At 63.3% G+C, this 24,937-nt stretch carries 24 protein-coding genes; 19 read left to right on the forward strand and 5 right to left on the reverse strand.

The genetic code is table 11. The annotated features are described in order from the left end of the window. The first annotated feature begins 60 nt into the window (after positions 1-60). The 5 genes from JMY29_RS02650 to JMY29_RS02670 are packed head-to-tail and all read left to right on the forward strand — an operon-like array spanning position 61 to position 4,724. Entirely contained in the window at positions 61-918 is an 858-nt protein-coding gene (locus JMY29_RS02650) for an ABC transporter substrate-binding protein (RefSeq protein ID WP_035734415.1), read from the forward strand. Positions 919-956: 38 nt separating this feature from the next. Further along, entirely contained in the window at positions 957-1,745 is a 789-nt protein-coding gene (locus tag JMY29_RS02655) for an amino acid ABC transporter permease (protein ID WP_018780091.1), read from the forward strand. Then, complete coding sequence (locus tag JMY29_RS02660) at positions 1,742-2,530, forward strand: amino acid ABC transporter ATP-binding protein (protein ID WP_018780092.1); 789 nt, start codon at positions 1,742-1,744, stop codon at positions 2,528-2,530. Before JMY29_RS02655 ends, JMY29_RS02660 begins: the two co-directional genes overlap by 4 nt. Next, positions 2,530-3,573 carry a Gfo/Idh/MocA family protein gene (locus JMY29_RS02665; protein WP_189076892.1) on the forward strand — a complete coding sequence of 348 codons (1,044 nt, stop codon included), beginning with the start codon at positions 2,530-2,532 and terminating at the stop codon, positions 3,571-3,573. The genes JMY29_RS02660 and JMY29_RS02665 overlap by 1 nt, the downstream gene beginning before the upstream one ends. Before the next feature lie 38 nt (positions 3,574-3,611). Then, a complete protein-coding gene (locus JMY29_RS02670) occupies positions 3,612-4,724 on the forward strand; it encodes an NAD(P)/FAD-dependent oxidoreductase (protein ID WP_189076893.1) in 1,113 nt (370 codons plus the stop codon). Positions 4,725-4,870: 146 nt separating this feature from the next. Here JMY29_RS02670 and JMY29_RS02675 read toward each other — a convergent pair whose 3' ends face one another. From JMY29_RS02675 to JMY29_RS02690, 3 genes are all read right to left on the reverse strand, one after another. Beyond that, positions 4,871-5,479, reverse strand: a complete 609-nt coding sequence (locus tag JMY29_RS02675) for a TasA family protein (RefSeq protein ID WP_209783737.1) — start codon at positions 5,477-5,479, stop codon at positions 4,871-4,873. A gap of 614 nt (positions 5,480-6,093) precedes the next feature. Next, positions 6,094-7,392 carry an AI-2E family transporter gene (locus tag JMY29_RS02685; RefSeq protein WP_229778716.1) on the reverse strand — a complete coding sequence of 433 codons (1,299 nt, stop codon included), beginning with the start codon at positions 7,390-7,392 and terminating at the stop codon, positions 6,094-6,096. Positions 7,393-7,496: 104 nt separating this feature from the next. Further along, the gene (locus JMY29_RS02690; RefSeq protein WP_189076882.1) at positions 7,497-7,685 is read right to left on the reverse strand and encodes a hypothetical protein; all 189 of its coding nucleotides are present in this window, start codon (positions 7,683-7,685) and stop codon (positions 7,497-7,499) included. A 129-nt stretch (positions 7,686-7,814) separates the two neighbouring features. Between JMY29_RS02690 and JMY29_RS02695 the strand changes: the two genes are divergently transcribed. The 10 genes from JMY29_RS02695 (at position 7,815) to JMY29_RS02740 (ending at position 16,852) form a co-directional block, all read left to right on the forward strand. Then, positions 7,815-8,861, forward strand: a complete 1,047-nt coding sequence (locus JMY29_RS02695) for a saccharopine dehydrogenase family protein (protein WP_055977134.1) — start codon at positions 7,815-7,817, stop codon at positions 8,859-8,861. Beyond that, entirely contained in the window at positions 8,858-9,460 is a 603-nt protein-coding gene (locus JMY29_RS02700; protein ID WP_189076881.1) for a TetR/AcrR family transcriptional regulator, read from the forward strand. The genes JMY29_RS02695 and JMY29_RS02700 overlap by 4 nt, the downstream gene beginning before the upstream one ends. A gap of 317 nt (positions 9,461-9,777) precedes the next feature. Then, complete coding sequence (locus JMY29_RS02705; protein ID WP_039239583.1) at positions 9,778-10,332, forward strand: RNA polymerase sigma factor; 555 nt, start codon at positions 9,778-9,780, stop codon at positions 10,330-10,332. Then, positions 10,329-11,129, forward strand: coding sequence for a hypothetical protein (locus JMY29_RS02710; protein WP_189076880.1), 801 nt, complete (start codon positions 10,329-10,331; stop codon positions 11,127-11,129). The genes JMY29_RS02705 and JMY29_RS02710 overlap by 4 nt, the downstream gene beginning before the upstream one ends. 33 nt (positions 11,130-11,162) lie before the next feature. Continuing rightward, positions 11,163-11,588, forward strand: a complete 426-nt coding sequence (locus JMY29_RS02715; RefSeq protein WP_018780017.1) for a CoA-binding protein — start codon at positions 11,163-11,165, stop codon at positions 11,586-11,588. 84 nt (positions 11,589-11,672) lie between these two features. Beyond that, the gene (locus JMY29_RS02720; protein ID WP_229778715.1) at positions 11,673-12,509 is read left to right on the forward strand and encodes a polysaccharide deacetylase family protein; all 837 of its coding nucleotides are present in this window, start codon (positions 11,673-11,675) and stop codon (positions 12,507-12,509) included. A gap of 38 nt (positions 12,510-12,547) precedes the next feature. Then, positions 12,548-12,958 carry an MmcQ/YjbR family DNA-binding protein gene (locus JMY29_RS02725; RefSeq protein ID WP_055977125.1) on the forward strand — a complete coding sequence of 137 codons (411 nt, stop codon included), beginning with the start codon at positions 12,548-12,550 and terminating at the stop codon, positions 12,956-12,958. Between the two features lie 569 nt (positions 12,959-13,527). Next, the gene (gene ngcE, locus JMY29_RS02730) at positions 13,528-14,937 is read left to right on the forward strand and encodes an N-acetylglucosamine/diacetylchitobiose ABC transporter substrate-binding protein (RefSeq protein WP_018780013.1); all 1,410 of its coding nucleotides are present in this window, start codon (positions 13,528-13,530) and stop codon (positions 14,935-14,937) included. After that, complete coding sequence (locus JMY29_RS02735) at positions 14,934-15,959, forward strand: carbohydrate ABC transporter permease (protein ID WP_018780012.1); 1,026 nt, start codon at positions 14,934-14,936, stop codon at positions 15,957-15,959. The genes ngcE and JMY29_RS02735 overlap by 4 nt, the downstream gene beginning before the upstream one ends. Then, positions 15,959-16,852 carry a carbohydrate ABC transporter permease gene (locus JMY29_RS02740; protein WP_018780011.1) on the forward strand — a complete coding sequence of 298 codons (894 nt, stop codon included), beginning with the start codon at positions 15,959-15,961 and terminating at the stop codon, positions 16,850-16,852. The genes JMY29_RS02735 and JMY29_RS02740 overlap by 1 nt, the downstream gene beginning before the upstream one ends. 98 nt (positions 16,853-16,950) lie before the next feature. On the opposite strand, the gene JMY29_RS02745 is transcribed toward JMY29_RS02740, so the two are convergent. Next, positions 16,951-17,865, reverse strand: a complete 915-nt coding sequence (locus JMY29_RS02745) for an alpha/beta fold hydrolase (RefSeq protein WP_209783736.1) — start codon at positions 17,863-17,865, stop codon at positions 16,951-16,953. Positions 17,866-18,095: 230 nt separating this feature from the next. On the opposite strand from JMY29_RS02745, the gene JMY29_RS02755 reads away from it, so the two are divergent. Next, positions 18,096-18,737 carry a GntR family transcriptional regulator gene (locus JMY29_RS02755; RefSeq protein ID WP_189076879.1) on the forward strand — a complete coding sequence of 214 codons (642 nt, stop codon included), beginning with the start codon at positions 18,096-18,098 and terminating at the stop codon, positions 18,735-18,737. Here JMY29_RS02755 and JMY29_RS02760 read toward each other — a convergent pair. After that, positions 18,734-19,027: a DUF503 domain-containing protein gene (locus JMY29_RS02760; RefSeq protein WP_018780000.1), complete on the reverse strand. Its 294-nt coding sequence runs from the start codon at positions 19,025-19,027 to the stop codon at positions 18,734-18,736. The two genes, JMY29_RS02755 and JMY29_RS02760, sit on opposite strands and share 4 nt — an antisense overlap. 205 nt (positions 19,028-19,232) lie before the next feature. Between JMY29_RS02760 and JMY29_RS02765 the strand changes: the two genes are divergently transcribed. From JMY29_RS02765 to JMY29_RS02775, 3 genes are read left to right on the forward strand one after another with little or no spacing between them, the layout of a single operon-like run. Further along, positions 19,233-21,209 carry a cellulose biosynthesis cyclic di-GMP-binding regulatory protein BcsB gene (locus tag JMY29_RS02765; protein ID WP_189076878.1) on the forward strand — a complete coding sequence of 659 codons (1,977 nt, stop codon included), beginning with the start codon at positions 19,233-19,235 and terminating at the stop codon, positions 21,207-21,209. Then, positions 21,199-22,893 (forward strand): ArnT family glycosyltransferase, encoded by a 1,695-nt coding sequence (locus JMY29_RS02770; RefSeq protein WP_079582723.1) that lies wholly within the window; start codon positions 21,199-21,201, stop codon positions 22,891-22,893. Before JMY29_RS02765 ends, JMY29_RS02770 begins: the two co-directional genes overlap by 11 nt. Beyond that, positions 22,890-24,845 carry a glycosyltransferase gene (locus JMY29_RS02775; protein WP_189076877.1) on the forward strand — a complete coding sequence of 652 codons (1,956 nt, stop codon included), beginning with the start codon at positions 22,890-22,892 and terminating at the stop codon, positions 24,843-24,845. The genes JMY29_RS02770 and JMY29_RS02775 overlap by 4 nt, the downstream gene beginning before the upstream one ends. Positions 24,846-24,937: the final 92 nt, after the last annotated feature.

Raw genomic sequence — 24,937 nt, forward strand, 5'->3', positions numbered from 1 at the left:
CTCCAGCGGCTCCTGACAGCACCGCTTTCCCTCCCACGATTGGACAACGCTGTGATCAAAATGAACTTCCGCCCGGCAGCGCTCGCAGCCACAGCCTTGGCGGCCATCCTCGCCCTTTCCGGCTGTGGTGGATCCTCAGCCGGCAGCTCACCGTCAGCCGACAACCCCTATGGACTCATCCAGCCCGGCACCATCCGCGTTGCAAGCCTTGGCGACTCCAAGCCGTACACCTTCACCGATGGCACCGGGAACTTCACAGGGTTCGACGTTGAACTCTTCAAGGACGTGGCCCACCGGGCAGGCGTGGACAATGTCGTCTTCACCGGCCAAGACTTCTCCGGGCTCCTGGCAGCGGTATCCAACGGCCAGTTCGACGTCGGCGTGGCCGCTATCGGAATCACCGACAAGCGCAAGGAAACCGTGGACTTTTCCGACGGATACCTGGCCGGTTACCTGACGGTCATCACCACCAAAACCTCTGGCATCAAGGATGTGGACGGGCTGAACGGCAAGCGCCTGGGCGTGGTCCAGGGCACCCTCCAGGAAGCCTATGCGGTGAAGAACTTCACCTCCGCCCAGCTTGTGAAGTTCCCTGACAACAACACGGCCATAGCCGCCGTCAACAGCGGGTCCGTGGATGCACACTTCCTCGATTACGAGGCCGCCAAGGCTTACCAGGAGCAGTTCGGCCTGGTCAGTGCCGCCGACATCCCCTCCTTCGACGCCCCGGCAGGATTCGCGATCGCCAAGGACAAGCCCGCCTTCAAGGAGGCACTGAACAAGGGCCTCGCCGCCGCGATGGAGGACGGCACCTGGAAGAAGCTCTACCAGAAGTGGTTCCCGGGCTCACCGATGCCCGAGCAGTACCTCCCCAAGGCCGAGCAGACCTCCAGCCCTTCCCCCACGGCCGCCAAGTAAGCCGTTCCGCCCAACCAACCAACGTCTGAGAGCACTCAATGGATTGGCTCAATACCATCAGCCGCACGTTCTTCGACTTTGACGCCATGGTCGAAGTGCTGCCCCAACTCCTCGGAGTTGGCCTCCTCAACACCCTCATCATTTCCATCGCAGCAACCATCCTCGGCGTAGTGATGGGGATGGTGGTGGCGGTCATGGGCATTTCGCGCTCCAAGTGGCTGCGGATCCCGGCAAGGATCTACACGGACCTGTTCCGCGGGCTTCCCGCCATCCTCACCATCCTGCTGATCGGCCAAGGATTTGCCCGGTTGAGCCAGTCGGTCTTCGGTCCTTCTCCCTACCCCTTGGGCATCATTGCGCTGAGCCTCATCGCCAGTGCCTACATCGGAGAGATCTTCCGTGCGGGGATCCTCAGTGTGGACAAAGGCCAAGGAGAGGCGTGCCGCGCACTGGGAATGAGCTACACCAAATCCATGGCGCTGGTAGTGGTGCCGCAAGGCGTTCGCCGGGTACTCCCGGCCTTGGTGAACCAGTTCATCGCCATCGTCAAGGATTCCTCCTTGGTTTACTTCCTGGGCCTCCTTGTCAGCGAGCGGGAACTGTTCCGGGTGGGCCAGGACGCGGCGGTGCTCTCCGGCAACCTCTCGCCGTTGGTCATGGCGGGCATTTTCTACCTGATCATCACCGTTCCCCTGACCCACCTCGTCAACTACTTCGACAACAAGTTCCGCACCGGCCGCCGTCGTCCCACGGCACCCACCAGCGGGCTGAAGGAAGTCAAGGAACTCGACGCGGCCTCGCCGCTCATCACCGGGAGCAACACGTGAACCTCACCAGCAGCAGTGCAACCAGCACCAACAAGACCAGCCAGGACATCGAAAAGTTCCACGGATCCAGCCTGGAACTGCAGAACCTGACCATGGCCTACGGGGACGTGGAAGTACTCCGCAACGTCAGCCTCACCGTGGCCCCGGGCACCACCACCTGCATCATCGGTCCATCCGGCTCCGGCAAGTCCACGCTCCTGCGCGGCGTCAACCGCCTGCACGAGCCCAAAAGCGGCGACGTGCTCCTGGCCGGCGAAAGTGCCCTCAAGGTGAAGCCTGACATCCTGAGGGCCCGCATCGGCATGGTGTTCCAGCACTTCAACCTCTTCCCGGATCACACGGCCCTGGAGAACGTCGCACTCGCACTCTGGAGCGTCAAGGGCATGTCCAAGGCCGAGGCCAGGGAGCGCGCCCGGCGCCGACTCGCCGAGGTCGGTCTCGCCGAACGCGCCGACCACCGGCCCCGGGACCTTTCCGGAGGGCAGCAGCAGCGCGTCGCCATCGCACGGGCACTGGCCATGGAACCGGAGGTCATGCTCTTCGATGAAGCCACCAGCGCCCTGGATCCGGAACTCGTCAAGGGCGTCCTGAACCTCATGGCCGGGCTGGGCCGGCGTGGCATGACCATGCTGGTGGTCACCCACGAGATGGGCTTCGCCCGTAAAGTCGCCGACCAAGTGGTGTTCATGGACGAAGGCGAGGTAGTGGAGATCGGCACACCCACCGAGCTCTTCGACAACCCGCGCAGCGAACGCCTGCAGCGGTTCCTCTCGGAAGTCCTGTGATGGGCGGGGGAACAGCGGCACCCATCAGGACCGCCGTCGTCGGATTCGGTGTTTCCGGCAAGGTCTTCCACACACCGCTCATCGAAGCCGACCCGAACTATTCGCTGGACGTGATTGTGACGGCGGACCCGGAACGGGCCGCCGAGGCCGCTCGCCTCTACCCTCAAGCCAGGATTGTGCCCACGCCGGAGGACATGTTCAACCGCGCCGCCGAGCTGGACCTGGTGGTGCTGGGAACCCCGCCGCTGACGCACCTGGAACTCGGGGCAACGGCGATCGCCCATGGCTTGAACGTGGTGGTGGACAAACCTTTCGTGTCCACGGTTGCGCACGGCGAGGAGCTGCTGGCCCGCGCGTCCGACGCCGGTGTGCAGCTTACGGCCTTCCAGAACCGCCGGTGGGACGCTGACTTCCTTACGCTCCGGAAGCTTGTGCGTGACGGCGGGCTTGGCGAAGTGCGCACCTTCGAATCCCGGTTCGAGTGGTGGCGGCCCGAAGGTTTCGGCAACTGGCGCGATTCGGCAACGCTGGCCGAAGGCGGCGGGATCCTCCACGACCTCGGGGCGCATTTGATAGACCAGGCGATCCAGCTTTTCGGGCCGGTTGCGGAGAGCTACGGCGAGGTCGCCAACCACGGGCCGCATCCTGAGGCTGCGGACACCGAAGCTTTCGTCTCCCTGCTCCACGAATCCGGCGTCCGCTCGCGGCTGTGGATGAACGGCATGGCAGCGCAAGTGGGTCCGCGATTCCATGTGCTGGGCTCCAAGGCGGGCTACACCAAATGGGGACTCGACGGCCAGGAACCCGCGCTGGCAGCGGGCGTCACGCCGTCGGACCCGTCCTACGGTGTGGAGTCCCAGGAGTCTTGGGGCGTTCTGGGAATCGACGGTTCGGCAACGCCTGTCCCCGCGGAAAAGGGCGACTACCCCCGGTTCTACAGGGAACTCGCCACCTCGCTCCGGGGCCAGGGCCAGCTGCCCGTGCAAGCTGCAGAAGCGCTGGAAACCCTCAGGATCATCGAAAACATTCACGCCTACGCATAACGGCGTTTCACCGCATCAACACATAGAAAGGGAGAACCATGTCCTCCACCAAGCACGTTGCCGTTATCGGAGGCGGCATCCTGGGCGTCTCCACCGCAGTCCACCTGCTCCGCCAGGGCGCCTCTGTGACCCTCCTGAGCGAGCAGGGCCTCGCCAGCGAAGCTACGGGCCGTTCTCTGTCCTGGCTCAACTCGGCCGGTGAACGCTCCACGCCCTACCACCAGCTTCGCGTAGCCGGGGTGGACCGGTACCGCACGCTCTTTGCTACCGATCCCAGCCGCGAGTGGTTGCAATTCGGGGGAGGGCTCATGTGGAACGCGGCCGGGCAGGGCGAAGCCACGGAGGCCCGGCACGCTTACGAAAAGTCCATCGCCTACGACTCCAAACTGCTGGCTCCGGATGAGATCGAGTCGGTCACCCCGGGTATTGATGCACGCGCTGTTCCCGAAAACGCCATATTCAACCCGGGCGAAGGCTGGGTCAGCCTCCCGGACCTGGTGAACTTCCTGATGGAAGACTTCCACGCCTTGGGCGGCAACCTCGTTCTGAACGCTGGAAAAGTCTCGGTGACGGTCGACGGCGGCCGGGCCGCCGGCGTCGAAACCGCGGCAGGCGATACGTACGCCGCGGACGCCGTCCTGGTTGCCTGCGGTGCCGCAACACCCGCCGTCGTCAAGGCTCTGGGCGTCGACATTCCCAACGGTTCCCCGGTGTCCATGCTTGTGGTGACCAAGCCGGTGGAGCACAATGTCACCGCTGTGATGAACACGCCGCGGGCCGCTGTGCGCCCCAACCCGGGAAATACGTTCGCGCTGGATCACGACTGGTACGAGGAGCGCATCACCGAGCACGGCGACGGTTCATTCACCATCCCCGATGAGGTGGTCCAGGAGCTGGCCGACGAGTCTTCCAAACTCATTGCCGGCAACCCGGAACTGAAGCCGGCGTCGTGGAAAATCGGCTACAAGCCCATTCCGGGGGACGGCGAGCCCGTGTTCGGCGAACTGGGCCAGGTGCCGGGCTGCTTCGTTGCCTTCACACACTCCGGTGCGACGTTGGGGCTCATTGCCGGTGAATTGCTCTCCGGAGAAATCCTGACCGGCGAGAAGCACCCGATGCTCGCGACGTTCCGTCCAGGGCGATTCTCGTAGCACTTCCCTCGAGCTCTGAACAGGCCAACGGCCCCGATACGCCATCTGCATAAGCGTGTCGGGGCCGTTGGAGTTTCAGGGCTCGCCGGGCCTGATCGGGCTGGGGGGAAAGGAAACCGATCAGGCCCGGCGGGGTTTGGGGTGGTCTATTTGGTGGTTTCGGTGCGTTGGGTGCCGGTGAAGGCGAAGGCGATGGTGGAGGTGGCGCCTTGGAAGGTGTTGTCTGCGGTGGTGGGGAACGCGGTGGTGACTTTGAGGTTGTCGGTCTTGGCTGAGGTCAGGGAGGTGAGGTTGTTGAGGACCTTGTTCGCTGCGATGACGGGGCCGTTGGCCAGGGCGGTGGTTTTGGTGCCGGCGCAGGTGTAGGGGGCGGCGGTGCCGGTCCAGGGCACACTGCAGTTTTCGATGGTCAGTTGCAGGCCGTTGGTGGTGTCGGTGGTGAGGAGGGAGGCGGTGGCGCCGGCGGAGGTGGTGAGGGTGACGTTGTTCAGGTCGGAGTTGCCGGTGTTGGCCAGGGTGACGAGTTTTTCGACTTTGTCGCCGGGCAGCAGGCCTGCGATGGGGACGTTGAGGGTGTTGGCTGGTCCGGGGGCGCCCAGGGCGATGGTGACGGTGCCTGCGGTGACGGCTTGGGAGGCGGAGGTGGAGGAGGTGAACGCGCCGTAGGTTCCCATGCCGGCGACGGCGGCTGCGGTGCCGACCAGTGCGACGGAGGCGAGGATTTTGCCGGAGGTGGTTTTGAGGCTGATGGCCATGGGGATCAGTGTCCTTTCGTGTGGCCACCGTGAGACCGGCCGGCCGTTTCTTCAGCCGGTGTGGCTGACAAGAAATACTTTGCCGGGCCTGGATCAAGAACCAATCCTGCAAACCCACAACACTTCCTCAGGAAACCCTCAAGAAAACCGCACCCACTGCTTGCTCGTCCCGGCTCTCAATGCCAAGCGACCAACGAAGTTTCCGATCGAGCAGTTTTGGAGAAGCCCCACGGGCCGCCGGGTCATAGCGTTGATGGTGTCAAGCAAAAAGACCAGGGGAGAGAGATCGCCATGACGGACAACCAGCAAACGGCTACCAAAGAAAAGTCCTACGACGGCTTCACCGAGGACGAACGCGCGGCCATGAAAGAAAGGGCGCAGGAGCTGAAGAAGGCGCCGCGCAAGAAGGCCTCCAAAGCCGACGGTGAGGCCGATGTCCTGGCCAAGATCGCCGAGATGCCCGAAGCGGACAAAGCCATGGCCGAACGCCTGCACGCCCTGGTCAAGGAACACGCGCCGGAACTGACCCCGAAAACCTGGTACGGAATGCCCGCTTATGCCCGGGACGGAAAGAACATCGTGTTCTTCCAGAGCTCCCATAAGTTCAAGGCCCGCTATGCCACGCTCGGCTTTGAGGAGAATGCAAAGCTTGACGACGGCGACATGTGGCCCACGTCGTTCGCCCTCAAGGAGATCACGCCGGCTGTTGAAGCGAAGATCGTCGAACTGCTGAAGAAGGCACTCGCCTGACAGTCGGACTTCCAGCTCGGGCGGCCGCCACACCGGCTGGCTGTTGCCGGCGGCAGGTCCGGGTTGACCGGCTCAAGGTCAGGGTCTTCCGCCGTCCACACCTGCACGATGGCCCAGGTGACCGCGGCGATGGGTACAGAGAGGACGGCGCCGATGATGCCGGCCAGGATGGTGCCCGCCGTCAGTGCCATCAGGATCACCAGGGCGTGCAACTGCAACGACTTGCCCATGACCACCGGCTGGAGAAGGTCGCCCTCAAGCTGGTTGACCGCGATCACTGCAATGACCACGATGAGTGCCACGATCGGACCGTTCGCCACGAGGGCCACCAACGCCGCCAGAATGCCGGCGACGGTAGCACCCACCAAGGGGATGAACGCGCCAATAAAGACGATGATCGCCAGGGGGATGGCCAGCGGCACTTGGAGGATCAGCAGCACGGCTCCGATGGCGACTGTATCCACCAAAGCCACAATCGCCGTCCCCCGCACGTAACCGCCCAGTACTTCCATGGTCCGTTTGCCAACGCGGCGGAGCTTTGCTTCGCGAGTGCCCTTGAACGGACGCAGGAAGAAGTCCCAGATCTTGGCGCCGTCCTTGAGGAAGAAGAAGAGTATGACCACCATGAGGCTCGCGCCGGCCAGGAACTCGGTCACCACGGACAAACCGGTCACGGCACCGGAGCGCACTTGGCTGCTCTGGGCGAAGTCCACTAAAGCTTGCCGGGCTTGGTTGAGCTGTTCCTGATCCAGGGGGAAGGGCCCTGTGAGCAGGAAGTTTTCCAGCTCGTCCAGGCCTTCTGCCGCTTGGCTGATCAGTTCGTCCCATTGGCTGCGCACCGACAGGACGATGATGCTCACAACGCCGCCCAGGACAATCAACAGTCCCAGGAATGCGACGGCGGTGGCGAGACCGCCACGCCAGCCACGGCGCCGGAGCATGTTGACGAACGGGCCGATGGCGGCGGCCAGGATCAGTGAGACAAGGACCGGGATCACCAGCAGCCGGATCTGCAGCAGCGCGAACACCACCACTACTGCCACGACCAGAATCAGGAGAATCTGGGCGGCACGGATAGCCGTCCGACCCAGTGAGTCCTTCCACAGGTCGGGCTTGGGTTTGTTGCGCGTGGAAAGGTGAGCCGCTTCCTCGGATCGCGTCATGTGAACTCCTGTTCGTTCGCATCGGTCAGCCGATGGGATCAAACGTAAGCCTACTGACTATTTGCGGGGGTGGCTCCTCCTGCGCGGGACAGGGGCCGGCGTGACTAGTAGGTGGGGTCCGGGTTGGGGGTGGGGGGAACCGGGCCGGGGTCGGGAATCGGTGATGGTCCCGGCGTCGGATTGGGGTCCGGTATGGGGCTCGGAGGAAACGGCGTCGTGGGGTCCGGTGGCGGAGGTACGGGGCCGGGGTCGGGCGGGAACGGCTCGGGCTCGTGGGCTGGGGGCAATGTCATGATCTCTCCTCTGCGTTCTGGTGAATGGTGCTCGGGGTAGATACCAGCAGCCTAGGCGCGGGCCCCTTGCTGCGCCACCACTCCGCGGGCTGTTTCAATTTTTAGGTCATATGACCTAAAATCGGATTCATGAAAGATCATCTCAAGCTCGATACCTCCGGTCCAGTGCTGATTGTCGGCGGTTACGGAACGGTCGGCGCAGCGCTCACGCAGCATGCACAGGGGGAGTGGCCGCTTCTCCTGACCGGCAGGAACCCGGACCGCGGGAGCCACCTGACCAATGACAGAGTGACTGTCCGGGCATGGGACCTCAACCAGTCCGAGCCCTTCGAAGCGCGGGTCCGGGCAGTAATCAGTACAGTCAATGACCCCGATGACAGGGTGCTTCGGGCAGCTGTAAGCGCCGGGATTCCGTACGTTGACGTCACCCGTTGGACCAGCCGGGTCACCCGGGCCGTCACCCTGTCCACCCTGTTGCAGCCCACGGCGCCTGTGCTGCTCAGTTCGGGGTGGATGGGTGGCGTCACCAATACCGTGGCGGCAGCCCTGGCCCGGGAAGTGGGCGGAGCAGCCGAGGTGGACATTTCCATCAGGTATGACATCAATGACCAGGCGGGGGCCGACTCCGTTGACTTCATGGATCGGCTGGGACTGGAGTTCGAAGCCCGCAAAGGCGGCAAGGCCGCCGTCGTACGTCCCTTGACCGACACACGCTGGGTGGATATCGCCGGGCACCGCACCAAAGTCGCCAGGCTTGACACCCCCGAGCAGTTCACGCTGCCGCTCACCTTGGGTGCAGGTTCTGTGGCAACGAGGATCGGCTTCAGTTCCAATACATCGACGACGGCGTTGCTCGCCGCGCGCGCGGTGGGGCTGTTCCGGTGGGGCAGCGGCGAGAAATGGGCGCCGCTGCGTCGTTCGCTGCTCTACTCCCCGGGATCGGGCGGGACGGCGCATATCCGGGTGGAAGTGACTGGTCCGGGCGGCACCGGGACTGCCACTATCACCGATCCCCTGGGGCAGGCCCACCTGACGGCAGCGGGTGGACTTCTTGGGCTCCACACGGTGCTCAGCGATGATGCGCGGCCCGGCGTTTCCTTTCCCGAATCGGCGCCCGAACCGGCTGCGCAGCTCGCCAAACTCGAGTCATACGGTGTGACAATATTGAGGTCATGACCGAAAGCAAGGGCGCGCTGCGCAGGGCGGCCCTTCTGGACGCGGCCGAAGAAGTGCTGGTTACCAAAGGCAACGCAAACGCTGCCATGCGGGACTTCGCAGCCGCCGCCGGGGTGCGGGTCGGGCACCTCCAGCACTACTTTCCCACCAGGGCTGACCTCATTCGCGCGGTCCTTGAGCGATCGCTGGAGCGCTCGCTTCATCGGCTCAATGACGTCACCGACGTGGACCTCGCGCCGGAGGCTGCCGGCGGGCTTGGCATGGATGAGTCACAGCGGCTCCTGACCGCGTTGCTCCGGGAACACTCCGACATGGCCGACGTCAGGATGCACCTGGAGATCTGGGCGCTGGCCGCCTCGGATGAAGCAGCTGCCGGGGCCTTGCGGGGCTTCTATTCCCGGTACACCGCGCACGTGCAGGGTCTGGTCCGCAGGGGAAGGCCGGAGCTCCCGGACCAGGAAGCCAACGCAGTGGCCGCCGCAATTGTGAGCTTGTTCGAGGGTGCGGCCGTCACGCGTTCTGATATTGCGGGACTTCGAACAGTGCACGGTGACCAGGCGGTCATCCGCACGGCGCAGTGGTTGATCCACGGGCAGTAGGGGCCAGTCTGTCCCTGCCCCGGCTACCCCGCCCGGACGGGCGCTGAACGGCGCCGGAAAGGCTTCCAAAAAAAGTTTGTACTCCCGCGTAACCCTTTGCCGCGCTCCGACGATTACGTCTGTGAAAGGGCCGGGTTGGAATTTGTCCCCCATCATCTTCCAGCCCGGCTCTTCCATGTCCGGGAGTTCCTGCCGGTCAAGGGTTCGTCCTTTGGCAGGCCCGGCAGAGCAGTTACTCTTGGTGGGGTCGTCCGTTGCGGGAATCGGATGATCTGGCTCCCAGCCTGGACCAACCGCCGATCGAAAGTCCGAAATCTGTGACCGACGCATTGACCGACGAAGCGCTTCACGCACTCCAAGGCAATAACGCGGAACTGTTCAGCGCCGTTTACCAGGCCTATGCAGGCCAGGTTCTTGGGTATTTGACGGCCAAAGGCGTCCCGGACCCGGAAGCAACCACGCAGGATGTTTTCCTCGCTGTCCTTCCACGCCTGGACGAGATCAATGGAGGCGTCAACGGCCTCAGGACCTTTATCTTCTCGGTAGCCCACGCCCGAATGGTGGATGAGCACAGGAAGGAAAGCCGGACACCTGACCAGCACGAGTTTGAGCCCGAGCGGGATGCGCGCGAAGCGAGCTCGGCAGAGGCTGAGGCGATGCTGCGGTTGGCCCCCTACGAGGTGATGGCGTTGCTGGAACACCTCGGCGAAGAGCAGCGGGAGGTCCTGACGCTCCGCATCGTCGCAGGCCTCACCGTGGAGCAGGTGGCCGGAATCATGGGGAAAACCGCCGGTGCAGTGAAGCAGCTGCAACGGCGGGCACTGATCACCCTCCGTGAGCATTCGGCAGTAAAGGAATACGTGTCGCCATGACATACAAGGATTTGGACCGCGGGCAGATCGTGGACGAGCTGCTGCTCGACGCCGGTCTCAGCGACGCGTCCGATGTTCGGCAGGCGCTTCTGGCCATGGGGCAGCTTGCCGACGCGGCGGCTCCTGCACCCGGCGCGGAACTCGCTGCCATGCTGGCGGGACCGCATGATGAGGTTTCCAAACGACGTTGGCGGCATAAGCACCGGACCGCAGTAGTAAGTGTTGCCGTGGTTGCGGCGATGGGACTTGGTGCCAGCGGTGTTGCAGCCGCAAGTTCAGGCTTTACGCGGAGCCCGTCGTTCGAGGGTCTGCTGGGCACTGTCGCCCCGCATCGGGCCGCTGCAGCGCCCGCCTTGCCCGCTCCCGATGCTCCCAAGGTCAGCACCGCGCCGGCGCCGTCGGTGGATCCGGCCGCGATCCCGCAGCCCTCTCCGGTGCAGCCAACGCCGGCAACGATGATCCCGATTCCCGCGCAGCAACAGGCGCCGGCAGCATCCCAAGCAGTACCCCAGACGCCGCCGGGAACCGCGCCCGCTGCTGCCACCGCCGTCGTGCCCGCCGCGAATCCGCCAGCGCCGCAACCGGCCAAGGCTGTGCCGGGAGCGATGCCCGCTGCGCCCACCACGCCGGCGCCTTGGCTGCGGCCCGGCCCGGCGGGCCCAGGCGCCCTGCCCGGCAACGGCCTTTCCGTAGCTTCTGAAAAGGAGGCCATGGCGCAGCTCAAAGCCGCTGAAGAAAAACTGAAGCAGTGGAAGAAGCAGCTGAAACGGCAGGATCCGGCACAGCCACGTCCGTGATTCCCCGCGTGAGGACGGCAGTAGGCTTGGACCATGATGCACGTCAACGATCCCGCCGTCGTCGAACGGTTGATGCGGACCAAAGGCACGTGGGCCATCGTCGGCCTCAGCAACAACGAGTGGCGTTCGGCCTATGACGTTTCGCTTTACGTCCGGGACAAGATGGGCATGGAGATCATCCCCGTCAACCTCAAGGGCGAGGACGTGCACGGCGAGAAGGGCTACAAAAGCCTGGGGGACATTCCCCTCGACAAGCACCCCATCGATGTTGTGGATTGCTTCGTCAATTCCGAACGTGTTGGTGCGGTCATCGACCAGGCAATCGAGGTCGGCGCCAAGGCGGTATGGCTCCAGCTGGGAGTCTTCGACGACGACGCCACGCAACGCGCAATGGACGCAGGCCTCGACGTCGTGGTGAATTCATGTCCGGCGCGTGAAGGCTGGCATTACGGCTTGTGATTCCTGCGCTGGTTCTTCTGCTAGATTGCTGCTGACTCATCTCTTCAGCCCCGGGGGACGGCCATGTCCGGCGACCATTTTGCAATGCCATTTTCCATTCCCAGCAGACGGGCCGCCTTGGGTATCTTCGGCGCCTCCATGGTGGCCGGTCTAACCGCCTGCACTGCCGCTGAAGGGGCGGAAAGTTCGACGCCGGCGCCTGCGCCGACTGACACGGCAACGCCAGCGGCCTCCCCTTCGGCGACGGCGACGCCCACCCCCACGCCGACCCCCGCAGCAACGAAGCGGATCCGCCGCTCCTTCATTCCGGACTTCCAGCTGCCGCCGGTCGTGGGCGGCCTCGCCCCAGTCATCACCAGGATCCCCACAAAGCACCCGGTCGTTTTTCTGACCATCGACGACGGCAACATCAAAACCCCGGAATCGGTCAGACTCATGGCCGAATACGACTACCCGGCGTCGCTGTTCCTCACCAAGGACACCATCGCTGACAATCCGGCGTTTTTCAACGCCTTCAAAGCCCAAGGCAGCCTGGTGGAAAACCACACGGTCACCCACAACATCAACATGGTGCGCCAATGGGGATATCAGCAGCAGCTCAATGACATGGTGGGAATGCAGGAGTACGCCCTCCAGCACTATGGCCGCCGGCCAACACTTTTCCGTCCGCCGGGAGGCGCATATTCCAACGTGATGCGCCAGGCCGTTGCCGATGCCGGCATGAAAGCCATCATTACTTGGGAAGCCAAAGCCAACGCGGGAAAAATGGACTACCAAGTGGGCAACGCTTTGCGACCGGGTGACATTGTGCTGATGCATTTCCGGGCAGAGTTCGCCGCTGACCTGGCTGCTTTCCGGGCTGCGCAGCTTGCAGCGGGGCTGGAAGTGGTGCTGCTTGAGGACTTCCTGGGCGTGGCGTAGCCGTACCTGCAGCGGTGGCGCTCCAGTAGGCTCGCTCCATGGATGTTTCCCAGCTCCGTGAGATATGCCTTGGCTTCCCGGGCGCCTTTGAGGACTTCCCGTTCGGGCCCGGGACATCGGTCTTCAAGGTCCGTGCCGCCGTCGCCGGTGGTGCCCGGCACGAGGCCAAGATGTTCGCGCTGTCCTCCATGGATCCGGACGACTGGTCCGTGAGCCTGAAGTGCGAGCCTGCCCTGGCCGAACAACTCAGGGCGGCCAATCCGGAAATCACCGGTGCCTGGCACATGAACAAGACCCACTGGAACGGTGTCCGACTGGATGGTGCCCTTCCGGACGGGATGGTCCGGGACATGGTGGAGGACTCCTACGACCTCGTGGTGGCCACGCTGAGCCGCAAGCAGCAGGAGCAACTCGGCTGGGCCCGGCTGGCGCGCCCGCAAGGGGGCTGATGCCCCTCCCCATGGCGCTGACATCGGACTAGATTGATAGTGCATACCAGGCGACATCAGCCACCGGGCTGGTCAGGAGCGGTTTGATGGTGGATACACGAAAGCACAGGCGCAGCTGTGGAACGTCCCACCGATCGCGCTGAGCCGGTGAAGCGATGCGCAAAGCCCACGGATATGCCACTGCTTCCCTGGATGAGCGAACCACGCGGCGGATGATTGCTTCGCGCACTCGCTCCGGAGTGTTTACGGACGGTAAAAACCGCCTCACTGACCCCGCGACGGAGTCCGGGGATGGTCGAAAATTGGGCGGAACCAAAGGGAACTGAACATCCCGACGGGGTGTATCGCCGGTCCCGGACGGAATGCGGAAAGGCTCTCGCGGAGGGACCGTGAAAAGATCACGCTTTGACAAATGTTGATCGAAACTGCGGAGAAATATTGATTTTCGATCATTCGTGGTGAAGTATGTCACACGAAGGTTGGTGCTGCCAGAGCGTCAGCCCAGACTGTCCGACTGGACGGCCCTAGCCGCCGGAGTCGGCCTTACGAGTCACTAGAGGGGTATTGAAATGACCATTCAGCACCAGTCCGTCGGTCGCCGTGGATTCCTGCGCGGGGCACTCGCAGCAGCCGTACTCGTGCCCATGGGGGGAACCATCGCATCCTGTGCTGCCGGGGGAGGCGGCACCACCACCGGCCCCACGGGCACTGTCTCCGACACCAACCCGTTCGGCATGGCTGACAAGGCCACCCTCGACGCCGTGATCTTCAAGGGCGGCTACGGTATCGACTACGTGGATTTCGCCGGCAAGATCTTTGAAAAGACGCACGAGGGTTCCACCGCAAAGATCGCTCCGTCCACGGACATCGCCCAGGAACTCCAGCCCCGTTTCGTCGGTGGCAACCCGCCGGACCTGATCGACAACTCCGGCGCCAAGGCAATCGGCTTCAGCACCATCCTGGCCCAGCTCGAGGACCTCACCCCCGTGGTGGAGGCCAAGAACCTCGAAGGCAAGGTCATCAAGGACACCCTGTACACAGGCGTGCTGGCTCCGGGCACTTTCGACGGCAAGCTTGCCGCGCTGAACTACGTACTGACCGTCTACGCCGTCTGGTACTCGGATTCCCTGCTCAAGGAAAACGGCTGGACCGTTCCCAAGACCTGGGATGAAATGTATGCGCTCGGCGAGCAGGCAAAAGCCAAGGGCAAGTACTTGTTCGTGTGGGGCAAGGAAGCCGCCACGTACTACCAGGAACTCGCCATCGCGTCCGCCATCAAGGAAGGCGGGGACGAAGTCCGCCTCGCGCTGGAAAACCTCAAGGAAGGTTGCTGGTCTCACCCGGCCATCCAGTCCGTCTTCACCGCACTGGACAAGATCGTGAAGGCCGGCTTCTTCAAGCCCGGCGGCTCGGGCACGCAGTTCACGGCCGCCCAGGCGCAGTGGAGCAACGCCCAGGAGGCTGTGTTCTACCCGTCGGGTTCGTGGATCGAGAACGAAATGAAGGACCAGACGAAGGCCGGCTTCAACATGATGGGCGCCCCGGCGCCCTCGGTCAGTGCCAGCCCCAAGATGCCTTACACCGCCCTCCACAGCGCAGCCGGCGAACCGTACATCGTCCCGTCGCAAGGCAAGAACGCGGCAGGCGGCAAGGAAATGCTCCGCATCATGCTGTCCAAGGAAGCTGCAACCAACTTCGCCAAGACCAAGTTGGCTCCAACGATCGTCAAGGACACCGTTCCGGCAGACGGCTTCGGATCCACCGCTCTGGTCTCGCAAACCAAAATGCTGGGCGATGCCGGCGACGACGTCTACTCCTGGAACTTCATCGACCTTTACGGAACCAACAAGGACCAGCTCGTTGTCTGGAACACCTTCCTGGACGGCAAGTCGGACGTTGCAACCCTGACCTCCGCACTGCAGAACATCACCGACAAGGTCCGTAACGACAGCTCGGTCAAGAAGATCGAAGTGAAGTGACCGTAGTGAAAACACAGCAGAGCCGGAACGACGACGGCCTGGCCGCCGTCGTTCCGGCCGCAGCTCCACAGCAATTGGTCAAGCGGCGGCGCAAGCCGCTGACCTGGGACAAAGTCAGCTTCTTCGCGGTATTCCTCGGACTTCCGCTGGCGATCTACCTGTTGTTCGTGATCTGGCCGTTCATCCAGGCATTCGGCTACTCGCTGACGGACTGGTCCGGCTTCTCGCCCACACAGAACTTCATCGGCCTGGAGAACTACACCAAGATCTTCACGGACGATATCTTCATGAAAGCCATGGGGAACAACATCCTCCTGGTTATTTTCCTGCCGATCATCACCATCATCCTGAGCCTGGTGCTGGCTTCCCTGGTGACCGTTGGCGGAAGCAGCAAGGGGCAGATCAAGGGCCTCCGGAATTCCAGCTTCTACCGGGTTGTGTCATTCTTCCCGTACACGATTCCCGCGATTGCCATCGGCATCATGTGGGGGCAGATCTACGATCCTTCGGGCGGTCTGCTGAACGGCATCCTTACAGGGCTGGGTCTGGACCAGTTCAAGGACTTCGCCTGGCTGGGCAACAAGGACACTGCCATGATCGCCACGATGTTCGTGATCGTGTGGGGCTTCGTTGGCTTCTACATGGTCCTGTTCGTCGCAGGCATCAAGGGCATTCCCGCTGAACTCTTCGAAGCGGCAAGGATCGACGGCGCGGGCCGCTTCCGCACCGCTGTGTCCATCACCATTCCGCTGATCCGGGACAACATCCAGACCGCCTACATCTACATGGGCATCCTGGCATTGGACGCGTTTGTCTACATGGCCGCACTGAACTCCGGCGGTGGTCCGGACAACTCCACACTGGTCATGGCGCAGCAGTTGTTCTTCACAGCCTTCAGCAAGGGGCAGTTCGGTCTCGCCAGCGCCATGGGTGTCGTGCTGGCCATTGCAACGCTGATCTTCTCCGGATTGGTCTTCTTGGTCAACCGGCTCACCGGCGGCGATAAGGATGTGAGCCTGTAATGACGACAAAAGTTTCAACTCCGGAAATGAAGTCCCTGCACTTCCAGCCGCGGACCCCGGCAACATCCACGTCCGACAAAGTGGTGGGAGCGGTCTCGCACACTGCCCTGACCATTTGGACGCTCATTGTCATCCTGCCGTTGCTGTGGACGGTCATGTCGTCCTTCAAGACGTCCAGCGAGATCTTTGCTTCGCCGTTCGCCTTGCCGTCCCAGTGGAACCTGGATAACTACACCAAGGCGTGGAGTGAAGCAGGCATCGGAGCTGCGTTCCTGAACTCCGTGCTGGTGGTCGCTGTGGCCCTGGTGATCGTCATGGTCCTTGGCGCCATGTGTGCCTACGTGCTTGCCCGCTACACCTTCCCGGGCAGCAGGGCCATCTACTACCTGATGCTCGCCGGCCTGACTTTCCCGATCTTCCTGGCCATGGTTCCCTTGTTCTTCGTCCTGAAGAACATGGGACTGCTGAACACACTGCCCGGGTTGATTCTGGTCTACGTCGGCTTCGCGCTGCCGTTCACGGTGTTCTTCCTCTTCTCCTTCTTCAAGTCGTTGCCGCACGAAATCACAGAGGCAGCAGCCCTTGACGGTGCGGGGGAGTGGCGGACGTTCTTCCAGGTCATGTTGCCGATGGCCAAGCCGGGCCTCGCCTCGGTGGCCATCTTCAACTTCCTGGGCCTGTGGAACCAGTTCCTGATCCCGGTGTCCATCAACGCCGCCGGTCCACGCGTGCTGTCGCAGGAACTGGCGGCCTTCGCCGGCCAGATGGGCTACGCGGTGGACTTCGGGGCATTGTTCGCCGCCGTTACCGTGACCGTGGTTCCGGTGCTGATCGTGTACATCATCTTCCAGCGCCAGTTGCAGGGCTCCGTTTCACAGGGCACCTCAAAGTAGTACAACAGCGCTAAAAACAGAGTTCGACGGCGGTCCGCACCCCAGGTGCGGGCCGCCGTCGGGCGTTAAGGGCAGCGGGGGAGGGGGCGCGATCCGGTTCAGTCCCTGCCGGCCTCAATGAACTTAAGGGCGGTGTACCCGGGGTTTGTCAGGAGGACCTCGTGGCTGCCTTCCATACTGACCAGCCGGAAGACGCCCAACCTGTTTGATAGCCGGGGGTGCCGTCCCCATTCCCCCTGGGTGATGTCGTTGTCGTCCAAAGGCGCGATGTAGCTGAACGCCTGGGGAACGCGCTCCCAACCTGTCATGTCTGCAGGGTCGGTGAATGCGCCGAAGGGCTGGGGGCGCAGTACATCGTAGATTTCCTGGGCGTGTTCGGCGCTTCCATCGTTGAAGAATCCGTCCCTCCACACGAAGAACGGCAGGACCACCGAGCCGTCAGAGCGTTCGTCGGCGCTTGCCTGCAGGGCGGCCCGGAGGTGCGGCGGTACCTCGTCCACCAGCGCTTTGCCGTGCTCCGGCACGAACGCTGCAAAGTAGACGAGTCGTCGGATCCGTTCGGGCATTTCAATGGCGACCCTGGAGATCAGATAACCGCCCCAGCTGTGGCCCACCAGCACAAAGTCGCTGAGGTTGTGCTCCCTGATGTATTCGATGATCGGCTCGGCCGCACCGTTCAGGTTGACGTATTTGCTGTCGTTCGGCCCCAGTCCACCCGCAGTGGGGGTATGAACTTCGTGCCCTGCCGCCTCAAGGTGGGTGCGAACGGGGTCCCACATTTCGCCGTAGTGCCAAGCGCCGTGTACAAGGACAAACTTCACCAGCGCCAGCATGGTGCCGACGAGGGGATCGTCCGTGGGGAAGAAGAGCTTATTGAATACCAGTGCAGCGGCTGTGCCGTAGAGAAAGAAGTCGTACCATTCCACTGCCGTACCGGCGAGGCTCGAAGCAGCAACCACGGGCAAGCTGGAGTGCTTTTGCTGCCTTGGCTCGGCTTTCTTCAAATCGGTCATTGTGGGGATCCTTTTGCGATTGGGAGCGGCCGGGCTTCTTGTGAGGCGGGCCGATGTCCCAAGAAATTGAGGGGTTCCAGTGCGTGAGCGGAATCACTTGAGCCGCCACTGAAAACTACTGTAGACGAGTTGTATACAACCTGTCTATAGTTAGGGTTAAAGATTCTTCCAGACGTCCGGGACCCTCCTGGAGGCAACTCGTATACTGGGCTTCGCGAGAAAGGCTCTCCATGATCCAAATGACTCCCACTGCGCAATCCCAGCCCGAAGTGGCTTATCAGTGGATGAAAAGCTACATCGCTGCCCTCCCGCGGGAGGAGGAGACGTTCCTCAACGAGGCCGTCCTCGCCAAGACCACGGGCACATCCCGTACGCCGGTACGGGAGGCCCTGCTGCGCCTCGAAGCGGAAGGCTTCGTCAAGCGGATCCCCCATAAGGGCGCGTTCGTGCCCCCAATTTCCGACCCCGATGTGCGGGCAATCCTGCAGGCCAGGGCCGTGGTGGAAAAGTGGGCCGTGTCAGCCCTGGACACCATGGCCGACGCACAGATCGACGCTTTCCAGAGCGTCATCGACCAGCAACGGGAAGCCAAGAATGATCCCGCGCGCTTCATTGAGCTGGATACCGAGTTCCATACGCTCATGGTTCAGGCCGGCGGAAATCCGGTCCTCGCCGACTTCTACGCCTCGCTCCGGCAGAAGCAGCTGAGAATCGGCGTCAAAGCAGTGTCCCGGGGATCGGATCGCGCCGGTGATGTGCTTCGCGAACATCAACTGATTGTGGACGCCCTGCGCAGCCGAAGCCTGGAAGCGGCCCACCAAGCCATCGATGCGCACTTGGACTCCACCCGATGGGCCGTCATCGGCTACTAATCCTCGCTGTGCAACTCCCGCTGCCGTGCGCTAAGCAGCTCAAATTCAGGCCTGGCAGCCACGAAACGTTCAACGGCGTCGAGCACTTGCTGAAGGTGGGCGTGGTCAGGGGCCACCACAGCAGCGCCAATCAAAGCGCGCCGGTGCTGGTCCTGGAAGCCGGTCTCAGCTGCGGAGACCTCAAAGCGGCGCTTGAGTTCGGCGACCAGCGGCCGGACCAGCGAACGCTTCTCCTTCAGGCTGTGAACATCGCCCAGCAGGACATCAAATTCGATCCACCCGATCCACATAAACCCCATTCAACAGCAACGCGGGGTCACTTAAGGCCCATGTCAGGGGCGTTTACGGGCCAAAAGTGACCCCGCCTTGTTTGAGGTCTTGAGGGAATCTTGATCGAACGCAGCAAGGCGTCTTGAGTTCGGCCCGGCAGTGTCTATGAGGTTGGCCCAAAAGGGCCCCCGACTCATCCGCTGCTAGTTACCCAGGACTGACATCGTGACCCAAAACCCTGCCAGAGCCCGCGCCCGATCCCGCACCGCAGCCATACTCATCGCCTGCGCCGCCACCCTCGCGGTTTCCGCCATCACGGCCCCTACGGCTTCGGCCGGTCCCGCACAGGGAGCAGTGGTCCGGGCGTCCTCCAGCGTGTCGGCCATGGCCGGCCAGGTGGAGCAGACACTTGTGGTTCCGGTGACTGCGGGATTGGAGCCCACGCGGATCAAGGGCAGCATCGTGGTCTCCGGAAAGCCGGAAGGAACAGTCCGCGCAACGGTCAACGGCAGGATAGTCCTCGAAGCCAACGCAGCAGCAGCCATCGCCCTAAACCAGGCAGTGAGCAGCGCAGACGTCATCAACCAACAGATGACCGTGGGACTGCAGTTCATCCCGGCGGCGCAGACTATGTGCGTCCTCTCAAACGCCACAGCCACGCTGAACAACCTCGCAGTCGATTTCTCCGGAACCGCGGAGGTTCCCACGACCGTCGGCGGGTTCTTCCCGGTGTCCGTGCCCGCCGTCGTACTTCCCGTCCCGGCGGACCCGGGTGCCGATGTTTCCGCAGCCGTCATGACTGCCGCCGCCTCGATGACGCACCGCTACCCGGACGCCTCTGTCAGCGTGGTCCCGGAAGCCGGACTTGCCGCCCGGGCGGCCGGCCTTCCTGCGGGCAGCCGGGTCCTCAGCGTCGTGGGTGACCAAGGCGAAACCAGCACCAAACTCTCCACCACATCCGGCCTCCCGCAGCTCATCCTCAGCGGCCATGACGAACAGCTCCGTACCGCCGCGCGCGCACTGGCCAGCGACAATACAGCGCTCGCCGTGACATCGTCCGTCACCGGGTTGACGTCCGCATTGCCTGCGTCGCCCGGCCTGACGCAAAGCCTCAAGGACCTGGGCAGCAGCACCCTGAAACTCTCCGGATACGGCACGCCGGAATCGTACGTGGGAGTCACCCAGTCCCAGTTCGGCGGTCCCGTCCAATCAGTGAAGGTCCAGCTCAAGGGCACGCACACGGCCGTGCCGGCCAACGCCCAGGCTCAGCTTTCCGTCTTCTGGAACGATTACCTGCTTAGCTCCAGGAACCTCGACGGCGGTGACAGCTTTTCGGTGGACGCCGAAGTACCAGCCGGGCAGCTTCAGGCGAACAACGGCCTCCGGATCCGGCTCGCGGCCCTTCCCGCGGGCGGTGATTGCACCGGCCCCGCAGGTGTGATGCCCATGGAGGTCACCGTGGACACGGCAGGCAGCACGCTGACTGCCGCCCGGGGCGGTTCCATGAAGGCCGGTTTTGCACGGTTCCCCCAGGCCCTGGGACAGAGTGTTCCCGTAGCGTTCGGCGACGGCAACGCGCAGGCAAACACCGTGAACGCGGCCACCCTGGTAGCTTCCCTGCAGCGGCAGAGCGCCACCTTGCTGGACACCCGGGTGGTGGGCCTGGATACCTTGGCCGGCTCCAGCGAGTCCGGACTGGTGGTGGGCGCCACCGGCGATGTTGCCGACAAGCTCTCGGCACCCCTGCGTTTGGCCGAGTTCCGCACCATCTCGCCGAAGGACGTCGAATACGGGGTGGGCACGTCGGCACCGTTCGGTGTCCTGGAGGCGTTCGAACAAGGCGGCCGTGATCTTTTGCTCCTCGGGGCGTGGGCACCGGACGGCGACGCTTCCGCGGCTGCGTTGCAGGCTTCCCTGACCTCGCACATCAGTGGTGTTGACGGCGGTTGGGCATCATTGTCCCGGAACCTCCTGGTCACCCAGCCCTCGGGTACGCCGGTCTTGCTGGAAAGCAACGTGGTGGTTCCGCAGAAGGCCGTCACCGACGACTACCGTCCCTACGCCTGGTGGATCGGCGGTGCAGTGCTGGTGCTGGGCCTCGCGTTCGCCGCCCGCACCATCCTGATGCGGCGCCGGGCCAAGGAAGCTCAGGCTTACGTGGACGCTGAACAGAAGGCGACCGAACCGGGCCATGGCAACTAGCGTTGCCACGCGGCGCCGCGCTGCCCACCGGCAGCCGGTGCTGCGGTCCCTGTCATCGCTGATGATCCGGGGTTGGGAACGGCTCGGCGCCCCGGTGGACGGACGCAAGGTCCCGGGCACCAGGATTGTGGCCTTGTTGGCCGCAGTGGTGGGCTACGTTGCTTGCCTGTACACCATCGGCCACGGCACCAACCTGGACTACTCCGACGCCCAAAGCCACCTGACCATCGCCCGGCGCATCTTCGACAGCAAGGCGCCCGGCTTTGAACAGCTCGGCACGGTGTGGCTGCCCATGCCCCACCTTCTGCTGGCGCCGTTCGTGGTGAACATGTGGCTGTTCAGCACGGGCTGGGCTGCGGGACTATTGGGGATCCTCGCCTTGTCCGCTACCGCCACGGGCCTGTACCTGATCGCAGCGCGCCTCGGTTTGGGCCGGGCGGGCCGCCTGGCGACCACACTGGTGGTCCTGGCGAACCCGGCGGTCCTCTACGTTTACACCACTGCTTTGACCGAGCCCGTGCTGATCATGTGCATCGTGGGCGGCATGGCAGGGCTGGCACATTGGTCCACCAGCCGGCGTCGGATGAGCGCCGGTGAACTGGCAGTCTTTGCAGGCATTCCCTCGGCCGCAGCCGTCCTCTCCCGCTATGAGGGGTGGGCGCTGGTGATGACCGGGACGCTGTTCGTGCTGATCGTCTCCAAGCGCCGCACAGGCCAATGGCGCGAAGCCCTCACCATGGCCGGCGGCTACGTGATGATCCCTGCTGCGGCGGTGCTGTGGTGGCTTTCGTACAACTGGGCCATCTACGGCAACCCGCTTGAGTTCATGTTCGGGCAGTATTCCGCTTACGCGCAGCAGAAAAACATCACCGACGGCGGCCTGTTGCCTACCAAGGGCAACCTCGGACTGACGCTGACTACTTTCCACTGGTCGTTGCTGGAAACCGCGGGGGTGGTGGTCCTCGCCCTGGCGGCGTGCGGCGCCGTCGTGCTGGTCTTCAGGAGGGGCTTCGCGAACAGCACCCTCCTGGTGGCGGTGACCGGCAGCGCCTATGCCTTTGCGCTGTTGAGCCTCTTCCTGGGCCAAACGGCCATCAACAATGACCACTCGCTTCCCACCACCTGGTGGAACAACCGCTTCGCCCTGACGGCGTTGCCGTTGGTAGCGGTTTTGGTGGCCGTCTTCGTGCAGGAACTGACCCGGCCGGCGCGGCTCCGGCCCTGGCTGATCTGTGCTTTGCTGGGTGCATTGGTGGTGCAGAACGTGTGGTGGAACGAGGACCCCACCGGGAGGTTGGCCGTCCTGGCGGAAGGCAGGATGTCAGCTGAATCCACCACCAACTCCACCGCCGCCGCCCGTTGGCTGAACCAGCACTACGAATCCGGCGGGATCCTGATGGACGAAAGCGCACGCGGAAACGCAGTGCTTCCAGTGATGGGCATCCCGCTCAAGGAAATCTACAACAGGGCCTCCGGCGATTACTTCGCTCCTGCGCTGGATGATCCGGCCAAGTATGCCAAATGGGTGTTCGTTAACGTCGAAGCAGGTACAGGAGCGCGGGATTCGGGCCCCACCGACCTCGTTTACCAGGCGATCATCAAGAACCCTTCCTTCGGCGTGCGCTACTCCGTCGCCTTTTCCACGCCCACGCACCGGATCTATGAAAGGTCCTCGGATTCATGACCCCTGCTTCCCTCGTCAAAGGACAGTTCAACCGGCAGTCGATCGGCCAGACACTGCTCGCTGCAGGCCTTGTGACCCCTGAACAACTGCAGCGTGCACTGGATCGGGCCGCGATCGAAGGCGGTTTGCTGGGACGGCACTTGATCCTGGAAGCCGGGCTGGACCGGCGTCGGATCTATGAAGTGCTGGCCCGGCAGTGGGACGCCCCGCTGGTGGATCTGGTGGCCGAGCCACCAGCGGACGAACTCATGGAGCAGCTCATTTTCAGCGAGCTTGCGGAACCTCAATGGTTGCCGTGGCGCAGCGAGGACGGAGTGCTGACCGTGGCGACGGCGGTTGTTCCGTCCGCGGCAATCGCCGAGGAAGCAGCAGCGAAGTTCGGGGCCACCGACGTCGTCTTCCGCACTACGACGGACTGGGACATCAACCAATCCATCCAACGCTCCTTCAGGCGCCACCTGCTCTACGAATCCGCTGAACGCCTGGCCGAGGAACGGCCGGGTGACTCCGCACGCATCGCGCTGACGCCGTGGCAACGGTACCTTCCTGTGGTCCTTGTAGCGGCAATCATGGTGGCGTTCGTGATCTCGCCGCTGACGGCGGTCATCGTGCTGCTGGCTGCGGCGAACATCGTCTTCCTGATCAGCATCGGATTCAAGACGTTGGCCAGTCTCCGTCGGCCTTTCGACAAGCTCCACGAGGCGGCAGTGGTCCGGGCACGGAACAAGGAACGTGCACGACGCGGCCTTCCGCCGGTGGCCGATGAGCGGATTCCGGATTCCGAGCTACCCGTCTACACGATCCTTGTACCGGTGTTCCGCGAGGCCAACATCATCGACAAACTGCTGACGAACCTGGGGCAGCTGGATTACCCCCGGTCCAAGCTGGATGTGCTGGTCCTCCTGGAGGAAGACGACGCCGAGACCATCGCCGCGGCCAAGGCCTCCAGGCCGCCGGAGTACGTCCGTATCCTCATCGTTCCGCGGGGCGAGCCCCAAACCAAGCCAAGGGCGTGCAATTACGGACTGACGTTTGCGCGGGGCGAATACGTGGTCATTTACGACGCCGAGGACCGCCCTGATCCGGGACAGCTGAGGGCTTCCATTGCAGCCTTCAAACGGGATGAGTTCGAGCGGAAGCACCTGAACCCCGGCCGCAAACCGCTCATCTGTGTCCAGGCCGCGCTGAATTACTTCAACGCCGACCAGAACGTGCTCACGCGCCTGTTCACCATCGAGTACACGCACTGGTTCGATTCCATGCTCCCGGGCCTGGACAACTCCGGGATCCCGTTGCCGCTGGGCGGCACGTCCAACCACTTCGTCACCGCGCTGCTCAAGGAAGTTGGCGCGTGGGACCCGTGGAACGTGACAGAGGACGCGGACCTGGGACTTCGGGCAGCCGTGGACGGTTACCGGGTGGGTGTCATCGACTCCACAACGTGGGAGGAGGCCTGTTCACAGGTGCCTGCCTGGATCAAGCAACGCACCCGCTGGATCAAGGGGTACATGATTACCTCGGCGGTGAATACCCGGAACTCCCTGAGGTACATCAAGAGCACGGGGGTAGCCGGAACCGTAGGCTTCCTTGGCCTGATCCTCGGCACGCCGCTGGCGTTCCTGGCCTATCCGCTGGTGGTTGGATTCACCGTGGTGACCTACATCGGTTACGACATCGTAGGCCTGGTCCTTCCCGGGTGGTTGCTGGCCGGAGGGGTGGTGTCCATGCTGTTCGGCAATGCCATGATGATCATCGTCTCCGGTGTCGCCACCTTCCGCAGGCATGGTTGGAGGATCGCGATTTTTGCCTTGCTGAACCCGTTCTACTGGGTCCTGCATTCCGTGGCGGCGTGGCGCGCAGCCTGGCAGATGCTGACCAGCCCCCATAAATGGGAGAAGACCCCGCACGGGCTGGAGGCGGAATACCACGACGACGGCCACTGGGTCGGGTGACGTACCGCACCTGATCTTGAGCCAATCTTGAGCAAATGCCGCAGAGAGGTTGAGTAAGCACCGCCACACTGAATCCAAAGCCGCAGGATGAC

It is taken from the genome of Paenarthrobacter nicotinovorans (assembly GCF_021919345.1).
GTDB lineage: Bacteria > Actinomycetota > Actinomycetes > Actinomycetales > Micrococcaceae > Arthrobacter > Arthrobacter nicotinovorans.

Bases quoted from the DNA above. Each gene is read 5' to 3' on its own strand.
- JMY29_RS02665 (WP_189076892.1), top strand. From the start codon at position 2,530: ATGGGCGGGGGAACAGCGGCACCCATCAGGACCGCCGTCGTCGGATTC.
- JMY29_RS02760 (WP_018780000.1), bottom strand. From the start codon at position 19,027: ATGTGGATCGGGTGGATCGAATTTGATGTCCTGCTGGGCGATGTTCAC.
- JMY29_RS02740 (WP_018780011.1), top strand. From the start codon at position 15,959: ATGACGACAAAAGTTTCAACTCCGGAAATGAAGTCCCTGCACTTCCAG.
- JMY29_RS02690 (WP_189076882.1), bottom strand. From the start codon at position 7,685: ATGACATTGCCCCCAGCCCACGAGCCCGAGCCGTTCCCGCCCGACCCC.
- JMY29_RS02715 (WP_018780017.1), top strand. From the start codon at position 11,163: ATGATGCACGTCAACGATCCCGCCGTCGTCGAACGGTTGATGCGGACC.
- JMY29_RS02650 (WP_035734415.1), top strand. From the start codon at position 61: ATGAACTTCCGCCCGGCAGCGCTCGCAGCCACAGCCTTGGCGGCCATC.
- JMY29_RS02775 (WP_189076877.1), top strand. From the start codon at position 22,890: ATGACCCCTGCTTCCCTCGTCAAAGGACAGTTCAACCGGCAGTCGATC.
- JMY29_RS02755 (WP_189076879.1), top strand. From the start codon at position 18,096: ATGATCCAAATGACTCCCACTGCGCAATCCCAGCCCGAAGTGGCTTAT.
- JMY29_RS02685 (WP_229778716.1), bottom strand. From the start codon at position 7,392: ATGACGCGATCCGAGGAAGCGGCTCACCTTTCCACGCGCAACAAACCC.
- JMY29_RS02695 (WP_055977134.1), top strand. From the start codon at position 7,815: ATGAAAGATCATCTCAAGCTCGATACCTCCGGTCCAGTGCTGATTGTC.
- JMY29_RS02770 (WP_079582723.1), top strand. From the start codon at position 21,199: ATGGCAACTAGCGTTGCCACGCGGCGCCGCGCTGCCCACCGGCAGCCG.
- JMY29_RS02655 (WP_018780091.1), top strand. From the start codon at position 957: ATGGATTGGCTCAATACCATCAGCCGCACGTTCTTCGACTTTGACGCC.
- JMY29_RS02670 (WP_189076893.1), top strand. From the start codon at position 3,612: ATGTCCTCCACCAAGCACGTTGCCGTTATCGGAGGCGGCATCCTGGGC.
- JMY29_RS02745 (WP_209783736.1), bottom strand. From the start codon at position 17,865: ATGACCGATTTGAAGAAAGCCGAGCCAAGGCAGCAAAAGCACTCCAGC.
- JMY29_RS02700 (WP_189076881.1), top strand. From the start codon at position 8,858: ATGACCGAAAGCAAGGGCGCGCTGCGCAGGGCGGCCCTTCTGGACGCG.
- JMY29_RS02725 (WP_055977125.1), top strand. From the start codon at position 12,548: ATGGATGTTTCCCAGCTCCGTGAGATATGCCTTGGCTTCCCGGGCGCC.
- JMY29_RS02675 (WP_209783737.1), bottom strand. From the start codon at position 5,479: ATGGCCATCAGCCTCAAAACCACCTCCGGCAAAATCCTCGCCTCCGTC.
- ngcE (WP_018780013.1), top strand. From the start codon at position 13,528: ATGACCATTCAGCACCAGTCCGTCGGTCGCCGTGGATTCCTGCGCGGG.
- JMY29_RS02710 (WP_189076880.1), top strand. From the start codon at position 10,329: ATGACATACAAGGATTTGGACCGCGGGCAGATCGTGGACGAGCTGCTG.
- JMY29_RS02720 (WP_229778715.1), top strand. From the start codon at position 11,673: ATGCCATTTTCCATTCCCAGCAGACGGGCCGCCTTGGGTATCTTCGGC.